Origin of the sequence: Pseudarthrobacter sp. SORGH_AS 212 (genome assembly GCF_030818145.1) — a bacterium.
In the GTDB taxonomy this organism is placed as follows: Bacteria; Actinomycetota; Actinomycetes; order Actinomycetales; family Micrococcaceae; genus Arthrobacter.
On the sequence record NZ_JAUTAA010000001.1, the window covers coordinates 4212280 to 4233696 of the forward strand.

The 21417-nt window shown below is 65.3% G+C and carries 19 protein-coding genes; 1 reads left to right on the forward strand and 18 read right to left on the reverse strand.

What is annotated here, in order from left to right:
- Nucleotides 1-57 precede the first annotated feature (57 nt).
- From QE394_RS19365 to QE394_RS19440, 16 genes are all read right to left on the reverse strand, one after another.
- Complete coding sequence (locus QE394_RS19365; protein ID WP_349035297.1) at nucleotides 58-3012, reverse strand: DEAD/DEAH box helicase; 2955 nt, start codon at nucleotides 3010-3012, stop codon at nucleotides 58-60.
- A 20-nt stretch (nucleotides 3013-3032) separates the two neighbouring features.
- Complete coding sequence (gene tatC / locus QE394_RS19370; RefSeq protein WP_056079223.1) at nucleotides 3033-3827, reverse strand: twin-arginine translocase subunit TatC; 795 nt, start codon at nucleotides 3825-3827, stop codon at nucleotides 3033-3035.
- A gap of 48 nt (nucleotides 3828-3875) precedes the next feature.
- On the reverse strand, nucleotides 3876-4148 hold the full coding sequence (gene tatA, locus QE394_RS19375) for a Sec-independent protein translocase subunit TatA (protein WP_045731378.1): 273 nt from the start codon (nucleotides 4146-4148) through the stop codon (nucleotides 3876-3878).
- A 32-nt stretch (nucleotides 4149-4180) separates the two neighbouring features.
- The gene (locus QE394_RS19380; RefSeq protein ID WP_056079220.1) at nucleotides 4181-4537 is read right to left on the reverse strand and encodes a hypothetical protein; all 357 of its coding nucleotides are present in this window, start codon (nucleotides 4535-4537) and stop codon (nucleotides 4181-4183) included.
- Between the two features lie 10 nt (nucleotides 4538-4547).
- On the reverse strand, nucleotides 4548-6539 hold the full coding sequence (locus QE394_RS19385; RefSeq protein ID WP_056079217.1) for a WYL domain-containing protein: 1992 nt from the start codon (nucleotides 6537-6539) through the stop codon (nucleotides 4548-4550).
- A 120-nt stretch (nucleotides 6540-6659) separates the two neighbouring features.
- The gene (locus QE394_RS19390; RefSeq protein ID WP_056079214.1) at nucleotides 6660-7055 is read right to left on the reverse strand and encodes an FKBP-type peptidyl-prolyl cis-trans isomerase; all 396 of its coding nucleotides are present in this window, start codon (nucleotides 7053-7055) and stop codon (nucleotides 6660-6662) included.
- A 77-nt stretch (nucleotides 7056-7132) separates the two neighbouring features.
- Complete coding sequence (locus tag QE394_RS19395; protein ID WP_349035298.1) at nucleotides 7133-8101, reverse strand: FKBP-type peptidyl-prolyl cis-trans isomerase; 969 nt, start codon at nucleotides 8099-8101, stop codon at nucleotides 7133-7135.
- 112 nt (nucleotides 8102-8213) lie between these two features.
- A complete protein-coding gene (pafA, locus tag QE394_RS19400) occupies nucleotides 8214-9578 on the reverse strand; it encodes a Pup--protein ligase (RefSeq protein ID WP_056079210.1) in 1365 nt (454 codons plus the stop codon).
- 8 nt (nucleotides 9579-9586) lie between these two features.
- Nucleotides 9587-10297 (reverse strand): proteasome subunit alpha, encoded by a 711-nt coding sequence (gene prcA, locus QE394_RS19405; protein ID WP_091720267.1) that lies wholly within the window; start codon nucleotides 10295-10297, stop codon nucleotides 9587-9589.
- Between the two features lies 1 nt (nucleotide 10298).
- Nucleotides 10299-11120, reverse strand: coding sequence for a proteasome subunit beta (gene prcB, locus QE394_RS19410; RefSeq protein WP_056079204.1), 822 nt, complete (start codon nucleotides 11118-11120; stop codon nucleotides 10299-10301).
- Between the two features lie 80 nt (nucleotides 11121-11200).
- Nucleotides 11201-11404, reverse strand: coding sequence for a ubiquitin-like protein Pup (locus QE394_RS19415; protein ID WP_015937113.1), 204 nt, complete (start codon nucleotides 11402-11404; stop codon nucleotides 11201-11203).
- A gap of 88 nt (nucleotides 11405-11492) precedes the next feature.
- The gene (dop, locus tag QE394_RS19420; protein ID WP_261620372.1) at nucleotides 11493-13112 is read right to left on the reverse strand and encodes a depupylase/deamidase Dop; all 1620 of its coding nucleotides are present in this window, start codon (nucleotides 13110-13112) and stop codon (nucleotides 11493-11495) included.
- 50 nt (nucleotides 13113-13162) lie between these two features.
- Nucleotides 13163-14914 (reverse strand): proteasome ATPase, encoded by a 1752-nt coding sequence (arc, locus tag QE394_RS19425; RefSeq protein WP_056079198.1) that lies wholly within the window; start codon nucleotides 14912-14914, stop codon nucleotides 13163-13165.
- An 82-nt stretch (nucleotides 14915-14996) separates the two neighbouring features.
- Nucleotides 14997-16061, reverse strand: a complete 1065-nt coding sequence (locus QE394_RS19430; protein WP_056079195.1) for a tRNA (adenine-N1)-methyltransferase — start codon at nucleotides 16059-16061, stop codon at nucleotides 14997-14999.
- Nucleotides 16062-16196: 135 nt separating this feature from the next.
- On the reverse strand, nucleotides 16197-17360 hold the full coding sequence (locus tag QE394_RS19435) for a site-2 protease family protein (RefSeq protein WP_261620343.1): 1164 nt from the start codon (nucleotides 17358-17360) through the stop codon (nucleotides 16197-16199).
- 26 nt (nucleotides 17361-17386) lie between these two features.
- Nucleotides 17387-18124, reverse strand: coding sequence for an HAD family phosphatase (locus QE394_RS19440; RefSeq protein WP_349035299.1), 738 nt, complete (start codon nucleotides 18122-18124; stop codon nucleotides 17387-17389).
- Nucleotides 18125-18274: 150 nt separating this feature from the next.
- On the opposite strand from QE394_RS19440, the gene QE394_RS19445 reads away from it, so the two are divergent.
- The gene (locus QE394_RS19445) at nucleotides 18275-19180 is read left to right on the forward strand and encodes a PAC2 family protein (RefSeq protein WP_056079185.1); all 906 of its coding nucleotides are present in this window, start codon (nucleotides 18275-18277) and stop codon (nucleotides 19178-19180) included.
- A gap of 75 nt (nucleotides 19181-19255) precedes the next feature.
- Here QE394_RS19445 and mshC read toward each other — a convergent pair whose 3' ends face one another.
- Complete coding sequence (gene mshC, locus QE394_RS19450) at nucleotides 19256-20533, reverse strand: cysteine--1-D-myo-inosityl 2-amino-2-deoxy-alpha-D-glucopyranoside ligase (protein ID WP_268157626.1); 1278 nt, start codon at nucleotides 20531-20533, stop codon at nucleotides 19256-19258.
- A gap of 15 nt (nucleotides 20534-20548) precedes the next feature.
- On the reverse strand, nucleotides 20549-21382 hold the full coding sequence (locus QE394_RS19455) for an undecaprenyl-diphosphate phosphatase (protein WP_015937105.1): 834 nt from the start codon (nucleotides 21380-21382) through the stop codon (nucleotides 20549-20551).
- Nucleotides 21383-21417 lie beyond the last annotated feature (35 nt).

Consider the following 21417-nt stretch of genomic DNA (forward strand, 5'->3'; position numbering starts at 1 on the left):
GCTCCTCGCATAGGGGCGTGCCGGAACAGTCCCGGCACCATGGGGCAGGCGGTACGTTTACTGGACAGATGAATAGGCCACGACGCCGCGGCGGATCAGGTTGATTGCCTCGCCGCACAGCCGGGCGAGCCGTGGTTCGAGGCCTGGAATCTTGGCGATCTGGTCCAGCAGGTCCACCACCTGCTTGACCCAGCGGACGAAGTCTCCGGCGGCGAGGTCGGTGCCGCTCAGCACATCCTGCAGGTGGCGCCCACGGGCCCACTTGTAGACGGGCCACACCAGGCCGAGTTCGGGCTCACCAGTAAGCGGCAGCTTGTTCGCTTCTTCGACGTCCTCAAGCGCGGACCATTCCCGGACTACGATGTCCACTGACGTTTCCAGGGAGACGCTGGGCATCCGGGGGCGCAATCCGCGGTCCTCGCGCTTTGCCTGGTACACGAGCACGCTGGCCAGGGCGGCAACCTCGACGGCGTCGAGGTCGCCGAAGGCGCCAAGGCGGAGCGACTGGGAAATCAGGAGGTCCTTCTCTCCATAGATCCGCCGGAGCCGCTGCCCGTCCGGACTGATGGCCAGCCGCCCGTCAGTTGAGGCGTCGAGGTAGCCGTAGGCGGACAGGACGTCGCACACCCGGTCAAAAGTCTTGGCAATGGTATTGGTCCGCCCCTGGATCTGGCGTACCAGGTTGTCCGTTTCGCGACGCAGCTTCCACCAGCGCTCGGACCAGCGGGCGTGGTCTTCCCGTTCGCTGCACCCGTGGCACGGGTGGGCGCGCAGGGCACGCCGGAGATCGGCAATGCGCTTCTCCTGGTCCGGCAGCGCAGTGGCAAGCCCAAAATCGTTGTTGCGGTTGTGGCCCGGCGCGGGCGGCCGGTTCTCGCGCAAGGCGTTCCTGGCCGAGGACGCAAGATCGCGGCGCGACTTGGGGACCTTGGCATTGAAGGACTTGGGGATGCGGATCCGGGTAACGGGCGCGATGGGGCCCTCCAGGTCGTCCGTGCCGATCCTGCGCAGCTGGTTATCGAGGGTCAGCACAGCGGGCCTCGGTTCCCTGCTGCTGTGGTCCGAGCTGAGCACGATGGCCGGTCCGGGTGCCCGGCCGCCGGGAACATCGACCACATCACCGGGCATGAGGCGGGCCAGGGAGTCGTCGCTCATGGACTTGCGTGCGCGGGTTGTGGTGCGCGACGCAGCGTTTTCCACGTCCGATAGTTCGCGGCGCAGCCGTGCGTATTCAGTGAAGTCACCCAGGTGGCAGGTCATGGATTTGGCGAAGCCCGCAAGGGACTCCTCACGGCTGCGCACCTGCCTGGCCAGGCCCACCACGGACCGGTCCGCCTGGAACTGTGCGAATGAGGACTCGAGGATTTCCCGGGCCCGGGCGCGGCCGAACTGGGCCAGGAGGTTGATGCTCATGTTGTACGTGGGACGGAAACTGGAATTGAGCGGGTAAGTGCGCCTGGAGGCCAGGCCGGCCACCGCTGTCGGGTCCCCACCCGGCTGCCACAGGACCACGGCGTGGCCCTCGACGTCGATGCCGCGCCGGCCCGCGCGTCCAGTGAGCTGCGTGTACTCGCCGGCGGTGATGTCCACGTGGGCTTCGCCGTTGAACTTGTCGAGCTTTTCCAGCACCACCGACCGGGCCGGCATGTTCACGCCCAAGGCAAGGGTCTCCGTGGCGAAGACGGCCTTGACCATTCCGTCGGCGAAGAGCTTCTCCACCACTTCCTTGAAGGTGGGCAGCATCCCGGCGTGATGGGCGGCGAATCCGCGGAGCAACCCGTCGCGCCAGCTCCAGAAACCGAGGACGTCGAGGTCATCCGGCGGAATGTCGTGGCCGGCCTCATCGACGCGTTCGGCGATGATCCGCTGTTCCTTTTCGGTGGTCAGCCACAAACCGGAAGCAACACACTGGGCCACTGCGGCGTCGCAGCCGGCCCTGGAAAAGATGAACGTGATGGCGGGCAGCAGGTCCATCCGGTCCAGGCTGGCGATGACCTGGGGACGGCTGGCCCGCCGCACGCCCGTTTGTTCGGCAGGGCGCGCCGGCCGGTCGTTGCCCCGCCGGCCGCGCTGCACGCGGCCGGGCCGGCTCCGGAAACCCTGTTGACCTTCGTTGCGGGCCACGGTCAGGAGTTCCGGGTTGACGTCGAAGCCGCGGTTCGTGTCTTTGTTCCGGTTTTTGCCGCTGACGTCTTGGGGCTGTTCATCCTCAGCAGCATCGACCGCAGGGGCGATTTCGTCGAAGGTGGTTTCCCCGGCGAACAGGTCCATGATCCGCCGGCCCACCATGACGTGTTGCCAGAGGGGAACCGGCCGGTGTTCCGAGACGATGATGTCCGTGTCACCGCGGACAGTGTCCAGCCAGGCCCCGAACTCCTCAGCGTTGGAGACCGTGGCGCTGAGGGATACCACTTGCACCTCGCTTGGCAGGTGGATGATGACTTCTTCCCACACGGCGCCGCGGAACCTGTCGGCCAGGTAGTGCACTTCGTCCATGACGACGTACCCCAGGTCGTCCAGGGTGGCGGAATCGGCGTAGAGCATGTTGCGGAGGACTTCGGTGGTCATGACCACCACGGGAGCCTCGCCGTTGATGCTGGTGTCGCCGGTCAGCAGGCCGACATTTTCGGCCCCGTACTTCTCGCCGAGTTCGCTGAATTTCTGGTTGCTGAGCGCTTTGATGGGGGTGGTGTAAAAGGCCTTGAGGCCACGCTTGAGTGCCAGGTAGATGGCGAATTCCCCGACGATGGTCTTACCTGCACCCGTCGGAGCGGCCACCAGGACGCCCTTGCCCCCTTCAAGGGACCGGCACGCCTGCCGCTGGAAGTCGTCGAGTTCGAAGTCGAGGGTCTGGATGAAGGCACCGAGGTCCGTGGCGGCCTCCGCGCGCCGCTCCGCGCTGGCCCGGTACCTTTCGGCGGGTGAGGGTTCTTCGACATCGTCACCCGGCCCCGGCGAGAACGGTCCGCTGGTGGTTGGGCCTGTGGAGAACGGCCCGGTATTGGAGGACATACACCAAGCCTAATGGGAGCTTAGAGGTTCCCCAGTTCACTGCTGGGGGTTGCGACGTCTGCGGTGGCTTCCGTTTCGGCAGCTGCCTTCGACTCGCGGCGCGCACGGCGTTTGTCGTTCATGAGGCAGACGCCGATCGCTGCGAAGAACAGCACCAGCAATGGCCCCGCGAGCATGAACATGGAAATGGCATCGGCGCCGGGCGCCGCGATGGCCGCCAGCACGAAGACCAGGAAGACTGTGATGCGCCAGGCTTTGAGGATGGTGCGTCCGGACAGGATGCCGGCCATGTTGACGCCCACCAGTACGACGGGCACCAGGAAAGCTATACCCAGGACCAGGACCATGCGCGTAACGAACTCGATGTAGGTCCGCGCGTCAATGACGCTGGATGAGCCTTCGGGTGTGAACTGTGTCAGCGCATGGACCACCTGGGGTACCACCAGCCAACCGGCCCAGATCCCGGCAAGGAACAGCGGAACCGCCGCAGCCATGTAGCCCAGCGTGTAGCGGCGCTCCTTCGACGTCAGGCCCGGGGTGATGAAAGCCCACAGCTGGTAGATCCAGATGGGGCTGGAGATGACCACGCCGATGAGGAGCGACATCTGGAGCTTGAAGTCGAACGGCGACGCGATGCTGCCGAAGTTGATGGCGGCGAGCCCGCCGGTCTGATCGGAAATGCGGTTGACGGGCTCTGCCAGGGCCTTCAGCAGCGGATCGTAAAGTATCCAGCCGCCGATGCCCCCGATGACGACACCGATCGCCGACTTGATGAGCCGGTTCTTCAGCTCCTTGAGGTGGTCCCAGAGGGACATCCGCCCCTCGGGGTTGGCTTTACGGGCCCGCTTCAGTGCCACTGGGGTTTAGGCGCGGTTCGACGGCGGAACGTCAGTGCCGTCGGTCGGCTCTCCCGGCTTCGCCTTGGGGTGGTTCACGATGGTTCCCTCCACCGGGCCGGAGGCGTCGGTGGACTCGGTTTTGCCGTCGTTCTTCATTTCCTTGACCTCGGACTTGATGATCCGCATGGACTGGCCAAGGCTGCGCGCCATGGCAGGGAGCTTGGGCGCGGCAAAGAGAAGCAGTGCAACGACGATGATAATGACGATGGGCCAGGGGCCATCAAAGAGTCTTCCCATGGGAAATCCTTTCCTCTAAAAACATCCTACTTCTATGTGAAGTCGAGATCTGTGAGAGCCTGCGGCTGGCCCCGGTCCTTCTTGCGCTGCACTCGCCGAAGGCGGCGTTCTTCCCGGCGGGAGGACTTGGATGCCTCGTAATCATGTCGCATGTCGGCTGGCGAGGCAAAAACGGCAGAGCCCGCGGCCGGACGGCCCATGCTGTCCTGTCGATCCTGGAGATCAGCCCCGTGGAGCGGGCCAACGTGGCCCAACTTGTCGCCGGCGGCACCCAGGTCCTTGACCGTGGCCATGAACTTACGGAACAGGCGAACGCCCAGCACAAAATAGAAGAGGAGTGACACGGCAACCAACGCCACCCATAACAGGATCCAGAACCACCAAGGCATGCTGAGAAGTCTAGCCGCCGTACCTTGCCAGGGCGGCTTCCAGCCAGTCCCGGGCCGTGTCAGCAAGCCCGGAAGGTTCGAGGATCCGGACCGCTCCCCCGTGCTGGGCCACGAACATTGGCAGCCAGCCGGTGCTTCCGAACCGTATCTCCGCCACGAGTCCGCCGTCGGGAAGGTCCGCCGTGCGGTCCGCGTAGTAATCCTCCGCCAGGCCCCGGCCCTGCCTGGTGAGCTGCACGGTGACCGTTGTGTCGTCGTCGTTCGGCGTAAAGAGCTTGGCCGGTACACCCTCCGCGGGCGTCCTGTTCCCTGCCACGCGGTTCCCGTTCGGGTGGACATCCTGCACCCGGTCCAGCCGGAAGTTCCGCAACCCGTTGACCCGGTGGCAGAACGCCTCGAAATACCAGGTGTTATCCAGCGAATAGAGCCGGAGCGGGTCGACGTCGCGCTCGGACACGGCGTCCCGCTGCGGCGACAGGTACGTGAGATGGAGTTGTGCACGCGAGGCGATGGCCTCCCTCACCGTTGCGTGGGTTGTTGCGTCGCCGGGTGCAACTTCCGGGCCGGACAGGGAAGCGGCGCGCAGGCCCTCCTCCCCTGCCGCCGCCAGCAGCTTCAGCGTCACCGATTCCAGGGCACCCCCTTCGGCGACGTCCGGCAGCCCGTTCAGCGTTTCGAGGCCGGTGAGGAGCGCGCAAGCTTCCTCCACGGTGAAGCGAACCGGCTTCTTCAGGTCCAGGTCCTGGGTGATGAAGACATGGTCGTCTTCCCACTGGATGTCCAGCAGGTCATCGGGGTAGCCCTCGGGCAGGCCCGAACAGATGAGGATCCGCAGGTCATCCTCGAGTTCACCGCGGCTCACCCCGAAGTGCTCAGCGACGTCCTGGATGTGCAGGCCCTGGTTGTGGACCAGGAACGGGACCAGCTGGAGCATGCGTTTGAGCTGGTCCTCCGAGGTGCCTTTGCGCACCTTGCGTACGGGGGCGGCCGGGAAAGCATACTCAGGGGCAGGTGCGGCACTGAACGCGGCTGCGGCTCGCAACCTGCGCTCCACGGCCCGGACCAGTTCAGCGGGGGCGACCGGCAGCGCGTCGGGACCGTAGGACGCAAGCTCCTCGGCCAGGACTTCCGGGTCGCGGAAGTCAAGGCTAAGGCGTTCGTGGCCTTCGGCAGCTGCCCGGGCGGCGGGCTCCTGTTCGGCTCCGGCGTCCTTTGCCCGGCCCCTCAGCGCCAGCAGGCGTCCTTTCCGGACATCCACGACGGCGGTGCGGAGCGGCAGTTCCGGCAGGCGGGCAAGCTCCAGCCGGATGTTGAAGTCGGCAGGCGGCTCGAAGGACTCTTTCGGGAGCGTCGTGACGGGACCCGTGAAACGCGATAGGCGGAAGTGCCGGGGCTCCTGCCGTGCCCGGTCATACCCCATCAGGTACCACTGCCCGAAGCGGCTCCCCAGGCCCCACGGTTCAACGGTGCGGACTTCTTCCCTGCCGGTGGTGCCGGCCAGGTAGGGGAAGGTCACGGCGTGCCGGGAGTGCATGGCCGCCACGAGGTCGTCGAATGCCTGGCCTGCCGGCCTGATGCGGGGCTGGACGCCCGAGGGAAGTTCGACGTCGGCCATCCGCCCGGACGCCTGGAGCTTGCGGAGCGCGCTCTGGGCAGCGGTGCCGAGGGCTGCGCGTTCCCAGAGCTGGGATGCCAGCAGCAGGACTGTCCACTCTTCCGGACCGAGCTCGACGTCGGGAAGCCGGTTGGATTCCTTACCGATCCGGTAGCGGGTGGTGGCGGGGTCGTCCTCGCTCCAGCCAAGGTCCGTCAGGGTTTCAACGTCGAAGCCGAACTGGCGCAAATCATTCTTGTCCCGTTCGAACATCCGGCCAAATGCGACGTCGTTACCGGACTCGTCGTGGTAGACCTTCTGCCTCAGTTCGCTGCGGCGAAGCCCGTAACGGGTGTTGAGCAAGGCGATCAGGAGGTTCAGGAGGCGCTCAGTTCGGGATAGGGACACCCTGTGTACGTTACTAAAGTCCGTGCCCGAACGCAGAAAGCGCGGCAGCCCGCGGGACTGATGTCCTGCGTGCTGCCGCGCTTCAGACGGCGGAGCTGCGCCGTGCGTCTCCGGCCCGGTCTAGCGGACTCCGACCAGGTCCACGACGAAGATCAGGGCCTCGTTGGGGGCAATCGCCCCACCGGCGCCACGGGAGCCATAGGCCAGTTCCGAGGGGATTTCGAGGCGGCGGCGGCCGCCCACTTTCATGCCCAGCAGGCCCTGGTCCCATCCCTGGATGACCTGGCCGACGCCGACGCGGAAGTCCAGCGGCGCGCCGCGGCCCCAGGAGGCGTCAAACTCTTCGCCGGTGGACCAGGCAACGCCCACGTAATGGGTGGAGACGGTGTCGCCGGCTTTGGCTTCGCGGCCGTCACCCTCGATGAGGTCGGTGATCACGAGTTCGGTGGGGACATCGCCCTGGGGGAAGTCGATTTCAGGCTTAGTGCGGTCGAACTCCCGCTGTCCAAATGACATGCTTGCTCCTTTGATCTGTGCTGTGAAGATGCTGGTGTTAATTCCGCGGACTGGCCGCGGCCCGTCTGTAAGTGTGGCTACTTGGCGCCGAGGATGTCCACTACGAAGACAAGATCGCCCTTGGCTTCGCCTTGTCCGGCGTCACCGTAGGCCAGGTCCTTGGGGATCACCAGGAGGACCCGGGAGCCCACCGTCTTGCCGGCGAGGCCCTGGGTCCAGCCTTCAATGACCTGGTTCAGCCCAAAGCTGGCCGGTTCGCCGCGGTCGAAGCTGGAGTCGAACTTGGTGCCGCCCACCAGGTTGACGCCCACGTAGTTGACGGTCAGGGTGTCAGTCTCCTTGACGGTCGCCCCGGTGCCCTTGATGAGGTCCTGGGAGACCAGTGCGGTGGGGGCTGTTGCGCCTTCAACGTTGATTTCCGGTTTGCCGTCTTTTTCCGTCACGGTGGGCAGGCCTGCCGGCGGGGTGACGGTTTCGCCCTGGGGCTTGTCCAGTGCGGGAGTCGCGTCAGCGGCGGAGAGCACCTTGATGATCAGCAGCTGGGTGGGGCTGGCCGGGGTGCTCGGCGCCGGGGTGGCTCCGGTTGACGGGCTGGGGCTGGCCGCGGGGGCACTCTTCTGTCCCGGCACGGCCAGTGCAATGCTGGAGCCGACCTTCGCGCCCACGAACGCGTTGTAAATGACGGCGCTGTTGGTTTTGAGGTCGTCGTTGAGTTCGAGGGGTTCGGGCTCGCTGGGGAAGGTGTCTTCCAGTGTGGAGCCGTCTGCACCGTTGAGGGCGAGGACCGAGATGTTGGCGATCTGGTTTGCCTTCACGGTGTCACCGGTTCCCTCAGCGACAACCTTGACCGTGGGCTCAGCCACTTCGAACGGTTTGGGGAAGTCCACGCCCGGGGCTTTTTTGTCCCCGTTGTCGGTCAGCTTAAGGGTGTCGAACTTGGCAGTGTCGCCAGCGGACTGGCTGGTGGGTTCCGGCTCGGCGGTCGAGCCTCCGCAGGCGGTGAGCAGCAGCAGGCCGGGCAGGAGGATTGCTAGTAGACGGCGCACGTAAAGAACTTTCGTCGGGGCAGGGTGGACGCGATGTTCCGCATGGCAGCGGACAGCATCGCTGCGGGCCCGTTAAAAGGGCCTTATCCAGAATAGCCCGTGAAGCTGGGTGTCAGCCCATAGAGTCCAGGAGGGCATCAACCCGGTCGTCCACGCTCCTGAACGGGTCCTTGCACAGGATGGTCTGGTGGGCACGGTCGTTGAGCTTCAGATGGACCCAGTCCACCGTGTAGTCACGTCCCAGTTCCTGGGCCCGGCGGACAAAGTCGCCGCGGAGTTTGGCCCGGGTGGTCTGCGGCGGTGCGTCCACGGCGTCCTTGATGACGGTGTCGTCCACCAGGCGGCGGACGGCTCCGCGGGACTGCAGCAAATAGTACAGGCCCCGGCTCCGCGAGATGTCGTGGTAGGTGAGGTCCAGCTGGGCAATTCGCGGCGCATCCAGGCCCAGCCCGTGGCGTTCGCGGTAGCTGTCCATGAGCTTTTTCTTGATGGCCCAGTCAATTTCGGTGTCGATGCTGCGTGTGTCTCCGCTTTCGATGGCCTTGAGGGTGCGTTCCCACAAGTCGAGGATCAGCGGTACGTGGGGGTTGTGGGCACCATGTTCCCGCACGAAGGCGGTGACCTTCGTCAGATACTCCTGCTGGATTTCCAGTGCAGTCAGTTGACGGCCGTTGGCCAGCCTGACCAGCGCGCGGCCACTGAGGTCGTGGGAGATTTCGCGGATGCTGCGGATGGGGTTTTCCATCCGCATGTCCCGCATGATGACGCCGGCCTCGATCATCCGCAGGACCAGGTCGACAGTGCCCACCTTCATCAGGGCGGTGGTCTCCGACATGTTGGAATCGCCCACGATGACGTGCAACCGGCGGTAGAACTCGGCATCGGCGTGCGGCTCGTCCCGGGTGTTGATGATGGGGCGCGACCTGGTGGTGGCGGAGGATACGCCTTCCCAGATGTGGTCCGCCCGCTGGGAAAAAGCGTAGGTTGCCCCGTGCGGTGTCTTGAGGATCTTGCCGGCCCCGGCGATGAGCTGGCGGGTGACGAGGAACGGGATCAGGATTTCGGCGAGCCGGGAGAACTCACCCCGCCTCGGAATCAGGTAGTTCTCGTGGCTGCCGTAGGAATTTCCGGCGGAGTCGGTGTTGTTCTTGAACAGGTAGACAGTGCCATTGAAGCCCTCGGCGGCGAGGCGTGCCTGGGCTTCGTCTACGAGGTCGTCCAAAATGAGTTCGCCGGCCCGGTCGTGTGCGATGAGCTGGGCAAGATCGTCGCACTCGGCAGTGGCGTACTCGGGGTGGGATCCGACGTCCAGGTAGAGCCGGGAACCGTTCGTGAGGAATACGTTGGACGAACGGCCCCAGCTCACAACCTTGCGGAACAGGTAGCGGGCTACCTCCTCCGGGGCAAGAGGCCTCGAATCGGGGCTTGAATACGAGATTCCGAATTCTGTTTCGATGCCGAAGATTCTCTTGTCCATCTCTCCTCCTACGCCAGCAATGCAGTGATGTCTGCGTCGTTGAGCCTGCGGAAGGCACGGCGGGCGCCGCGGACTTCCTCCGAGTGCCGGTCAAGGACCGCCACTTCAATCGCGCGTGCCGGGACGGGCTTGGCGGTTTCTTCGGCCTCGGGTGCGGGAGCGAGGCCGTTGAGGGCGAGGCGGACGGCGTCCGGGAACCCCAGTGACGCCCGCCAGCCCTGGTCAATGGCTGAGGCGACGCGGTCTGCCTGGCCGCCCATCACCACGAAGCTGTGTTCGTCGGCGATGGAGCCGTCGAACGTCAGGCGGTAAAGGTGGTCCTCAGCCTGCGTGGCACCTACCTCGGCCACGGCCAGTTCCACTTCGAACGGCTTCTGTTCGGCCGTAAACACGGCGCCAAGGCTTTGGGCGTACACGCTGGCAAGTCCGCGGGCGGTGACATCCTCGCGGTCGTACGAGTAGCCGCGGACATCCGCATAGCGCACTCCGGCCTGGCGCAGGCTTTCGAACTCGTTGTATTTGCCGACGGCGGCGAAGGCGATCTTGTCGTAGATCTCACCGATTTTGTGGAGTGAGGGAGAGGGGTTTTCAGCTACCAGGGCGATACCGTCTTCGCAGCTGATCACCACCACTGACTTTCCCCGCGCGATGCCCTTCCGTGCGAAGTCCGCACGGTCCTTCATCAGCTGTTCGGGAGAGACATAGAACTGCTGCGTCATATCAGGCCTCCCGTCCGGCAATGGTGCGGGCCTCGATGACGCTCAGTGAGGCAGCGGCGAGTTGTTCATCCGCCACGCGGCGGGTGCCGGTGTTGTCCACCGTGTACACCACAGGCCAGAGCCTGCGCACGGTATCCGGGCCTCCTGTGGCGGAGTCGTCATCTGCGGCGTCAAACAGCGCCTCGATGGCAACGGAGACGGCTTCCTCTGCGGAGAGGTTGGGGCGCCAAAGTTTTTTGAGGGCTCCACGGGCGAAGACCGACCCGGAACCCACCGTGTGATGTTCGTGTTCTTCGTACCGGCCGCCGGTCACGTCGTACGAGAACAGCCTGCCGACACCGGCGCTGGTATCGAAGCCGGCGAAAAGGGGTACTACAGCCAAACCCTGAAGGGCCAGGGGAAGGTTCCCGCGGATCATCGCCCCCAGCCTGTTTGCCTTGCCTTCAAGGCTGAGGAGGGTCCCTTCGATTTTTTCGTAATGTTCCAGTTCCACCTGGAACAGCCGCGTCAGGTCAATGGCGATGCCCGCGGTGCCGGCGATGCCCAGGACGGAGTACCGGTCAGCCGGAAACACTTTCTCGATGTGCCTGCTGGCAATGACGTTGCCCATGGTGGCCCGCCGGTCCCCTGCCATCAACACGCCGCCGTTGTAGCTCATGGCCACGATGGTGGTGGCATGGGGCACCTGGAGCGGGGCGGCGGCCGTTGCGCCGCCCTGCCCTGAGCGGTTGAACGGCAGAAGCTCCGGCCGGTCGCGCTGAAGGTGTTCGGTGAATGACGAGGTGGCGTTCGCGGCTACCTTGTTGGCGGTTGATTCCTGCACTCATGCACTCCTAAAACGTGGTGTTCAACGTCGGTACAGATTCCGGCCGTCCGCGGCTTCCGCCATCATCCGGGTCCGGGTTACTGGCCGCCCTTTTGGACGAAAGCCCGGACGAATTCCTCGGCGTTCGATTCAAGGACGCCGTCGATTTCGTCGAGCAGGTCGTCCACGCCTTCGGTCGATGCCGAGGCCTGCGCCTCCGGGGGTGCGGGCGGTGCCTCGGGAATGTCTTCGTCGACCTGGCTGTCGCGTGATTGCGGCTGCTGCTGCTCCTGGCCTGCCATTGCTATCCCTTCCCTTTTGTTGCCGGCGGATCCGGCCGATCCACCAATATATGCCCATCCTGCCACGCCCCGGGGCGTCCCGTGCGGTTTACGCCGCAGGCGGAGCGGTGTTGTGTCCCAGCAGTTCACCGAGGAACGGACCGGCCTCGCGGTAGCGCTCAAACAGGGCCCCCGTCAGGGCCTTTGTACCGCGAAGGGGCTCGCGGGTGGGCACCCGCTGCAGCCGTCCGTAGCCAGGAACATCGAAGATGACGGAGTCCCAGCTGGCGCCCACTACGTCTTTGCCGAAGCTGCTGATGCATTTGCCGCGGAAGAACGCCCGGGTGTCAGCGGGCGGTTGCCCCACAGCTGCCGAGATTGCGGCGTCCTCCACCACGCGTTGCATCCGGTTTCGTGCCAGGACCCGGTAGTAGAGGCCCTTCTCCGGGCGGATGTCGGCCCACTGGAGATCCACCAATCCCAGCCGGGCGTCATCCCAGTCCAGGCCATCACGCTGACGGTAGCCGTCCAGGAGCGACAGCTTGGCAAGCCATTCCACCGAGGACGCCGCGGCCGCCCGGTTGCTGTCCAGCTGAGTGAGGACTTCAGCCCAGCGTTCAAGGACCTCGTGGGTATGGCCGTCACCGTCCACGGCGTCGCCGACACCGGTGTCCTGGGCCAGCTTGGCCGCCGCCTCGTGGTACATCCACTGCAGGTCGAGGGCGGTGACCCGCCGGCCGTCCACCAGGCGCACCGTGGCAGTCAGGGAGGTGTCATGGCTGACTGCCTGCAGGGCCCGCACGGGTTCGTGGACTTCGACCTTCGGTGCCAGCCCGGCCTCGATGAGGCTCAGCACCATGGCAGTGGTTCCGAACTTGAGATAGTTGGAGACCTGGCTGAGGTTGGCGTCGCCAATGATCACGTGGAGCCGGCGGTACTTGTCCGCCGTGGCGTGCGGTTCATCCCGGGTGTTGATGATCGGCCTGCGGATGGTTGTCTCCAGCCCTACTTCGGCTTCGAAGAAGTCCGCGCGCTGGCTGATCTGGTAACCCGCCGTCGAACTGTCCTGGCCAATGCCCAGGCGTCCGGCGCCGCACACGGCCTGGCGGCTGACGAAGAAGGGCGTCAGTCCGCGGACAATGTCGGAGAAGGGAACCGAACGTGGCATGAGGTAGTTCTCGTGGGAACCGTAGGACACTGACTTGTTGTCAGTGTTGTTCTTGTAAAGATTCACGGGAGGCAGGTCCGGGTCTGCCGCGAGCCGGCGGACCGCGGCCAAGGCCACGAGGTCCCCCGCAGCGTCCCAGGCCACGGCGTCCCGGGGGTTCGTGACCTCTGGGCTGGAATACTCGGGATGGGCATGGTCCACGTAGAGGCGTGCCCCGTTCCCGAGGACCATGTTCATCAGGAGGGACCCTGACTCGTCCTGGCCGTCGAGGTCCAGGTCTTCCCGTCCGTAGGCCAACGCCACCGCTTCGGCGTCAAGAACGGGCGGCTGGTCAGTGAGCTGGCTGGGATGGGCCGACTCCCGGTCCACGGTCCACCCGCGGGCGTCATGCAGCGGTTCCTCGTCCGTGTAATCCCAGCGGGTTTCCGCTCCGCCCGCTGCGCGCTGCCGGGTGACCTGGGCGTACGCCTGGACCACCCGGGCACTCATCATGGTGGCATTGGCCGTGGGCGCTGTCGGAGCGTGGATCCCATATTCGGTTTCTGCGCCCATGACCCGCATGGCACCGCCGGCGGGAAGGCCTCCCCCGCCCGCCGGGTCCGGTGCAGCCGTCACAGATACTGTCCGGTGGTCGGCGTGGTTTCGATGGACTTGCCGGGTTCCTGCCCGGCCTTGCCCTGGACAATCGTCCGGATGTAGGTGATCCGTTCGCCCTTCTTGCCCGAGATCCTTGCCCAGTCATCAGGGTTAGTGGTGTTCGGCATGTCCTCATGCTCCCGGAACTCATCCACCACGGCACGCAGCAGGTGCTCGATCCGAAGCCCCTTCTGCTGGCTGGTGAGCAGGTCCTTGATGGCGTACTTCTTGGCACGGTCCACCACGTTCTGGACGACGGCGCCGGAGTTGAAGTCCTTGAAGTACAGCATCTCGGTGTCCCCGTTGGCATAGGTCACTTCGAGGAACTCGTTGGACTTGTCAGTGGAGTACATGGCCTCCACGGTCCGCTGCACCATGGCGTCCACCGTGGCCTGCACGTCGCCGTTGTGCTCGGCAAGGTCGGACTCGTGGAACGGCAGGTCCGGAGTGATGTACTTGTTGAAGATGTCCGCAGCCGCTTCGGCGTCGGGGCGGTGGATCTTGACTTTGACGTCCAGGCGGCCGGGCCTGAGGATGGCGGGATCGATCATGTCCTCGCGGTTGGAGGCGCCGATCACGATCACGTTGTCCAGCCGTTCCACGCCGTCGATCTCGCTGAGCAGCTGCGGGACGATGGTGGTCTCGACGTCGGATGAGATGCCGGTGCCCCTGGTCCGGAACAGCGAATCCATCTCGTCGAAGAAGACGACCACCGGGCTGCCGTCTGACGCCTTCTCACGGGCACGGGCGAAGATCAACCGGATGTGCCGCTCGGTTTCGCCCACGTACTTGTCGAGAAGTTCCGGGCCCTTGATGTTCAGGAAGTAGCTTTTCAGGTCCACGTTGCCGGAGCGTTCTGCGGCGCGGGCGGCCAGCGAGTTGGCCACCGCCTTGGCGATCAGGGTCTTGCCGCAGCCTGGAGGGCCGTACAGGAGGATTCCCTTGGGGGCCTTCAGCCCGTGCTCACGGTAGAGGTCGGGGTGGAGGAACGGCAGCTCCACGGCGTCGCGGATTTGTTCGATCTGCGGGCCAAGGCCACCAATGTCCTCGTAAGTGATGTCCGGAACTTCTTCGAGAACCAGGTTCTCGACCTCGGAGCGGGGCACCTTCTCGAGTGCGTACCCTGTCCGTGAATCGATGGACAGGGCGTCGCCCACGCGGAGCTTTTGTGCGAGCAGGACACCCGAGAGCCGGACCACGCGTTCTTCGTCGGCCCGGCCCACGACGAGTGCCCGGTCGGCCCCGAGCATTTCCTTGAGCGTGGCCAGCTCTCCGGCACGTTCGTAGCCCAGGCCCGCCACTATGAGCAGGGCCTCGTTCAGCAGGACCTCCTGGCCCACGGCGAGCTGGTTGATGTTCACCAGGGGGCTGAGGCCGACGCGCATCTTCCGGCCCGCGTTGAAGATGTCCGCAGACTCCTCCGTTGCTGCCTGTCCGCTGCTGCCCGGGGCCGGTTGCCGACGCGGGTTCAGCTGCAGGATGGTGCCAAAGCTGTACGGTGGCTGCCCCTCCTGGTCCAGCGCGTTCTTGAGGCGGAGGATCTCCGCCTTCGCGGTTTCAAGCATGCTGACCAGCTTGGTGTTGTTCTGCGTTGCCGCAGCCAACTGGCGGTCGATGTGCCTGAGTTTGTCCCGGAGGATGTTGACCTGGCGGTCGGCAACCGAGAGGTCATTGGCGGCAAATTGCTCTGCCGGTGTACGTCCGGAGTCCTGGTTCGGTGTCTCCATGATGCATCAGCCCCTTCCTGCTCTTCTCTTAAGACATTAGTCCCAAGAGGGCAGCTAGGGATGGAGACTCCCGAAATGTGGACTAGTTCGTGACCTCGGGCGTGTCCTTGACGTTGGTCCCGGCAATCGCATCGCGGGCGGCGCGGCGGAGTTTCTTGTCCGACACGGCCCGCTCCCCCACGGCCCCGGGGGTCCAGGCGTTGACGTCTTCTTCGTTGAATTCAGTCTTCGACGGCCGGCGTTTGACGGAGATGCCGGTCACGCCGTCGGCGAGCCGCCGGGTGACCAGCAGGAACCCGGTGTGGGCCACCATGCGGTGGTCCGGGCGGACGGCAAGGCCTTCGAGGTGCCAGCCGCGGACCATTGATTCCCAGGCGTCCGGTTCGGTGAACCGGCCGTCTGCGCGGATGGCTTCAGCCGTGCGGGAGAGCTGGGTGACGGTGGCGACGTAATTGATCCAGACGCCGCCGGGGGCAAGCACGGTAGCGACGGCGTCGAGGCATTCCCAGGGTGCAAGCATGTCCAGGACAACACGGTCCACGGAGCCGGGGGCTTCGCTGCGGACCACCTCTTCCTGGAAGTCGCCGAGGGAGATCTGCCAGGCCGGGTGCGGGCCGCCGAAGATTGTCTCCACGTTGCCGCGGGCGATGTCCGCAAACTCTTCCCGGCGTTCGAAGGAGTGCAGGTAGCCCTGGTCCCCCACGGCGCGCAGCAGGGAGATGGAGAGGGCACCCGAGCCGACGCCGGCCTCAACGACGCGTGCCCCGGGGAAGATATCCGCCATGGTGACGATCTGCCCCGCGTCCTTGGGGTAGACGACGGCGGCGCCGCGCGGCATCGACAGGACGAAGTCTGAGAGCAGGGGGCGCAGCGTCTGGTACTGCTGGCCCACGTTGTTCACCACAACTGAACCGTCCACCTTGCCAATGATTTCGTCGTGGTTCAGGAAGCCCCGGTGGGTGTGGAAGGCCCCGCCGCGTTCAAGGGTTACGGTGTTCATCCGGCCCCGCTCGTCGGTCAGCTGGACGCGTTCGCCTTCACGGAAGGGTCCGCGGCGCCGCGCGGCTCCGACGGGCTGAGAACCGCTGGCTGCGCCACCGGCCCCGGCTGCTGCTGTGGCGTCGTTGACGGCAGTTTCGCTGCTCATGATGTTCCTCACTCCTGTAAACCTGTGGTGCCTGCGCATGGCTGCCGGGTGATTGCGTCGGCGGCATGGCACACCGGCAGGTAACTCTACCGGTTCCGGCCCCTCCGCTGCTCCCGGGAGGGCTGCCCGGGGTTCTTATGCCTGGCGGGTGCGGCGGTTCTTCCCGGTAATGGCGGCGAGGACCGCGTCCTGCGACAGCAGTCCGGTCACCGCCCCGTTGTGGTCAACGACGGCGTAGTGTTTGCCCTCAACCTGGGCGAGGAACTGGATAAGTTCCTGCCCCTTCGACCATTCCGGGACGTAGGCGCCAGGGGCCAGTGCGAAGGACACGGCGGTGACCGGAGTGGATCCTGCCGCTGCTTCGGGAACGGATGCCAGGGCGGCCGGGTCAACAACCCCCTGCGGCCGGCCGTCGGGGCCGCAGACAACCACCGACTTATGGGCGGCCGCACCGTAGCCCAGGAGGTCCCGGACTGAAGCCGTGGCGGGCACCGCGATGGCCGGCGTGGAAAGTCCCGCGGCCGTCACCAGCGGCAGCCGCGCCCGGAGGGTGCCTTGCTGGATCGAGGCCGAGGCTCCCATCCACAGGAATCCACAAACAAGGACAGTGATCATCACGAGGCTGAAATCCGGATCGCTCCCGGAAAGGAACGGCAGGAGGATGAACCATCCCACCAGCGCCACCACGATGATTCGCCCGGCCCAACCGGCCGCCACCGTGCCCTTCGCTTGGCTGCCGGTTGCTTTCCAAACGGCCGACTCGACCAGGCGGCCGCCGTCCAGAGGGAGGCCCGGAAGGACGTTGAAAACGCCGATGAGGAAGTTCGCCCACATGAAGATATTGGTCAGGATTTCCGCAACACTGCCCATGGGCATGGCAGTGAGTACCAGCCAGGCCCCGGCAGCAAGAATGAAGTTGGCGGCCGGTCCCGCCAGTGCCACCAGGACCGATCGGCCCGGGGATGCGGTGAAACTCTCAAACTGCGTATGGCCACCCCACAGGTTCAGGACTATCTTCTGTGTGGGCCAGCCGTAGACCTTTGCGGTCAGGGCGTGAGCGAGTTCATGCACAAGTACGGATATGAGCAGGAGAACTGCGTAAGCGAATGCGACGATGTAAGCGCTCGTACCCAGGGCCGGATTGTTGCGGTGCAGCACCGGCCCGTACACGATGACAGTAAACGCCGCGATGATGAACCAGGAGTACGCGAGGACCACCGGCACGCCGGCGATCCGGCCCAGGGGGATCCCTTCACGGCGCCCCGGTACAGCAGCCCCAGGGGTTGCCGGTTCCCGCATGCCGGGTTCTCCGGGCGCCGGCGCCGTCACGGCGTTGTCCCGACGGCGGTGGCGGACCCGGCAGCAGGGCTTGCCTTGCCCGCGGCGGCGAGGAGTTCCTCGAGGTCTGTGCGGGAACGACCGGCCAGCGTGTCCCACAGCGTGTAATGGGAGTGCTCGGGCAACGGGACAATGTGTGGAATGGCCACTGTGGTGACCCCGGACGCAACCGCCGCGGCCACGCCTGGTGCCGAGTCCTCCAGCGCTACGCAGTGTCCGGGATGCAGGTGCGGGTCGGTTTCCCGAAGCCGTTCGACGGCGGTCAGGTACGCCTCCGGGTGTGGCTTGCCACGGCTGACGGTATCGCCGGTTACGAGGACCTCGAAATATGGGCGGGGAAGGCTGTCCACCACCTGGCGGGCCAGCGGCCCCTCGGACATGGTGACCAGGGCGCACCGGATGCCGGCGAGGTGAAGGTCTTCGAGCAGTTCACGCGCCCCGGGCCGCCACGGCACTTCCTGCCGTACGCTGCTGACGACCTCGGCGGTGAGGTGGTCGATGATGTCCCGGATGCTGAGGGCAACCCCCGCCTTCTGCAGGAGGCCGGCGGAAAATGTCAGGGACTGCCCCACCAACTGCATGGCCTGTTCATGGGACCAGGTGCCGCCGTGGGCTTCCACCAGCGCATGCTCGGCGGCAATCCAGTATGGCTCCGTGTCCACGATGGTTCCGTCCATGTCCCAGAGGACGGCTTTGAGCGGTGATTCGGAGCCATGAAGTTGCATGCCCCAAGTCTACGGGGACATGCTGGACGGTCCCTGAGGCTACGCCCTTGGCGAATACCCGGCTGATAAGGCCCGTTGTGGCCGGTGTTTGCCGATGTTGCGGCGCTTCATTCCCTGCACGCCCGCACTCCTTGGACGTAGGGTGATGAAATGAATAGCTTCGAGGAAGACACCGCCGATACGGGTGCCGGACCCGAGCGGGAACGGTTCCTGCAGCCAGTTGCCGGGGGGCAGCGAGTCACGGTGATGCTGGCCGCCTTTGAAGGCTGGAACGACGCCGGCGAGGCCGCAAGCGACTCGTTGCGCTACCTCAACAAGCTGTGGGGCGGCAAGAAGGTTGCCTCAATCGACGCCGACGAATATTACGACTTCCAGTTCACCCGGCCCACGGTGCGCAGGAACGCGGCGGGGGAACGGAAAATCAAATGGCCTTCCACCCGGATCTACAAGGCCAGTGCGCCCAACTCCAATGTGGACGTCATCTTTGTCCAGGGCACCGAGCCCTCCTACAAGTGGCGGGCCTACACGGCCGAACTGCTGGTGCATGCCGAAGCCCTGAACGTGGACTACGTGGTGCTGGTGGGTGCATTGCTGGCCGATGTTCCGCACAGCCGGCCCATACCGGTGAGCACGTCATCGGATGATGCTCCGCTGCGGGAGCGCATGAACCTGGAAGCGTCGCAGTACGAGGGCCCTGTGGGCATCGTCGGCGTCCTGTCTGAAGTGGCCCTCCTGGCCGGGCTTCCCACCGTGTCGCTGTGGGCCGCCGTTCCGCACTATGTGGCCCAGGCGCCGTCCCCCAAAGCCCAGCTGGCACTTCTGCACCGCATCGAGGAGCTGCTCCAGGTGCCGCTGGACACCCACGAGCTGGCCGAGGAAGCGGACGCCTGGGAACGCGGGGTGGACGAGCTGGCCACCGAGGACCCGGAAATCGCGGCGTACGTCCGCCAACTGGAAGAGGCCAAGGACACGGCCGACCTTCCGGAGGCCACCGGCGAGTCGATCGCCAGGGAATTCGAGCGTTACCTAAAGCGGCGGGGCCAGGACAGACCCTGACCATTAACGGCAAAGGGGCCCGGGCGGGAATACTCCAGGCCGGGCCCCTTTGCCGTTAATTGTGGCGCGCGAAGCCTACAGCTGAACGCCCAGGAGGGCGTCGACGGCGTCCCTCACCAAGGCCTGGTCCGAAGCGCTGGCCGGGGCGCCGCCGTCGTTCGCCTGCCGTGCCCAGCGCGACACCGCCGCGACGGCCGCCGGAGCGTCCAGATCGGCTGCCAACGCTGCGCGCATCTCTTCCACCAAAGGGCCCGCGGACCCGCGCGGGGCATGATCCAGTGCCCGGCGCCAGGCGGCCAGGTCTGCCTTGGCTGCGGCGAATCCCTCGTCCGTCCAGGACCAGTCCGACCGGTAATGATGGGCCAGGATCGCCAGGCGGATGGCCGCGGGTTCCTCCCCCGCTGCACGGAGCTTGGAGACGAGTACCAGGTTGCCCTTGGACTTGCTCATCTTTTCGCCGTCCAGCCCCACCATGCCGGCGTGCGCGTAATGCCTCGCGAGGGGTACCCCGGCCAGCGAGTAGGCGTGCCCTGCACCCATTTCATGGTGCGGGAAGATCAGGTCGGAGCCGCCTCCCTGGACGGTGAAAGGTGCGGGCAGGTATTTCTGCGCAATCACGGTGCACTCAATGTGCCACCCGGGGCGGCCGTCACCCAGGCTGGCACCGGGCCAACTGGGTTCGCCGTCCCGCGCCACCCGCCACAGCAAGGGATCCAGCGCCTGCCGCTTGCCGGACCGGCCGGGGTCCCCGCCACGTTCGGCAAAGAGTTCAAGCATCTCGCTTTCGGACAGTCCCGAGATGGAACCAAGGCTCCACGCTTCGGGGGCCACTGACTGCTTTCCGGCCGCTTCGACGTCGTAATAGACGTCCCCGTCAGGCTCGCCGTTGGTTCCCGGAACTGTGTACGCAAGGCCCTGGCTGACCAGCCGTTCCACCTCGGGAACGATGAGGCTGATGGACTCCACCGCGCCAACATAGTGGTCCGGTGACAGGACGTTCAGTGCTTCCATGTCGGTCTGGAACAGGTCGATCTGGCTTTGCGCAAGCTCACGCCAGTCCACGTTGGTGGCCGTTGCGCGCTCCAGGAGCGGATCATCGACGTCCGTAACATTCTGGACATAGTCCACGTCCTTGCCGGCGTCCCGCCAGGCGCGGTTCAGCAGGTCGAAGGCGACATAGCTGGCTGCATGGCCCATATGGGTGGCGTCATACGGCGTGATGCCGCAGACGTACATGGAAGGCCGGTCCCCGGACTCCAGCACCACCTCATGGCCTGCTGCTGTGTCGAACAAGCGGATGGCAGGCATGGTGCCGGGCAGGGTTGGAACGGGGCGGGAAGTCCAGGATTTCACAGACCAAGCCTAGTGCTAGGCGCTGATGACGCCGAAACCGAGGAGCAGGTAGAGGGCCAGGCCCAGGAAGATCCGGTACCAGACGAACAGCCGGTAGCTGCGGGTGGACACGAACTTCAGGAACCAGCCAATGATGACGTAACCCACCACGAACGCGATGACTGTGGCCAACGCCGTTTCGGGCAATCCGTAAGGGCCCGTGATGCCGTCCTTGGATACCACCTTGTAGAGCTGGTACAGGCCGCTGCCAAAGACAGCAGGGATGGCCAGGAGGAAGGAGTACCGGGCGGCCGCTTCGCGTGTGTAGCCCATCAGGAGGCCGGCTGTGATGGTGCCGCCGGAGCGGGAAACGCCGGGAATAAGCGCCATTGCCTGGGCAAAGCCGTAAAGGATGCCGTGCTTGTAGGTCAGCTGGGTGAGGTCCCGTTCCTGCTTTCCGACGGCGTCGGCGACGGCGAGGATCAGGCCGAAGACGATCAGCATGGTGGCTACGATCCACATGCTGCGCAGCACCGATTCGATCTGGTCCTGGAACAGCAGCCCGAGGACGATGATGGGAAGGCTTCCCAGGATGACCAGCCAGCCCATCCGGGCATCCGGGTCCTGCCGGGACACCTTTCCGGCGAGGGAACCCGCCCACGCCTTGACGATGCGGACGATGTCCCGCCAGAAGTAGACAACGACGGCCGTTTCAGTGCCCAGCTGGGTGATGGCCGTGAAGGCTGCTCCGGGGTCCTCTGCGTTGGGCAGGAACTGCCCCACGATCCGCAGGTGCGCGCTTGATGAAATCGGTAGAAATTCGGTCAGTCCCTGCACAAGGCCCAGCAGGGCCACCTCAAACCAGTTCACGCTAAGACCCTACGGCATGGGCATGGGTGCATCTG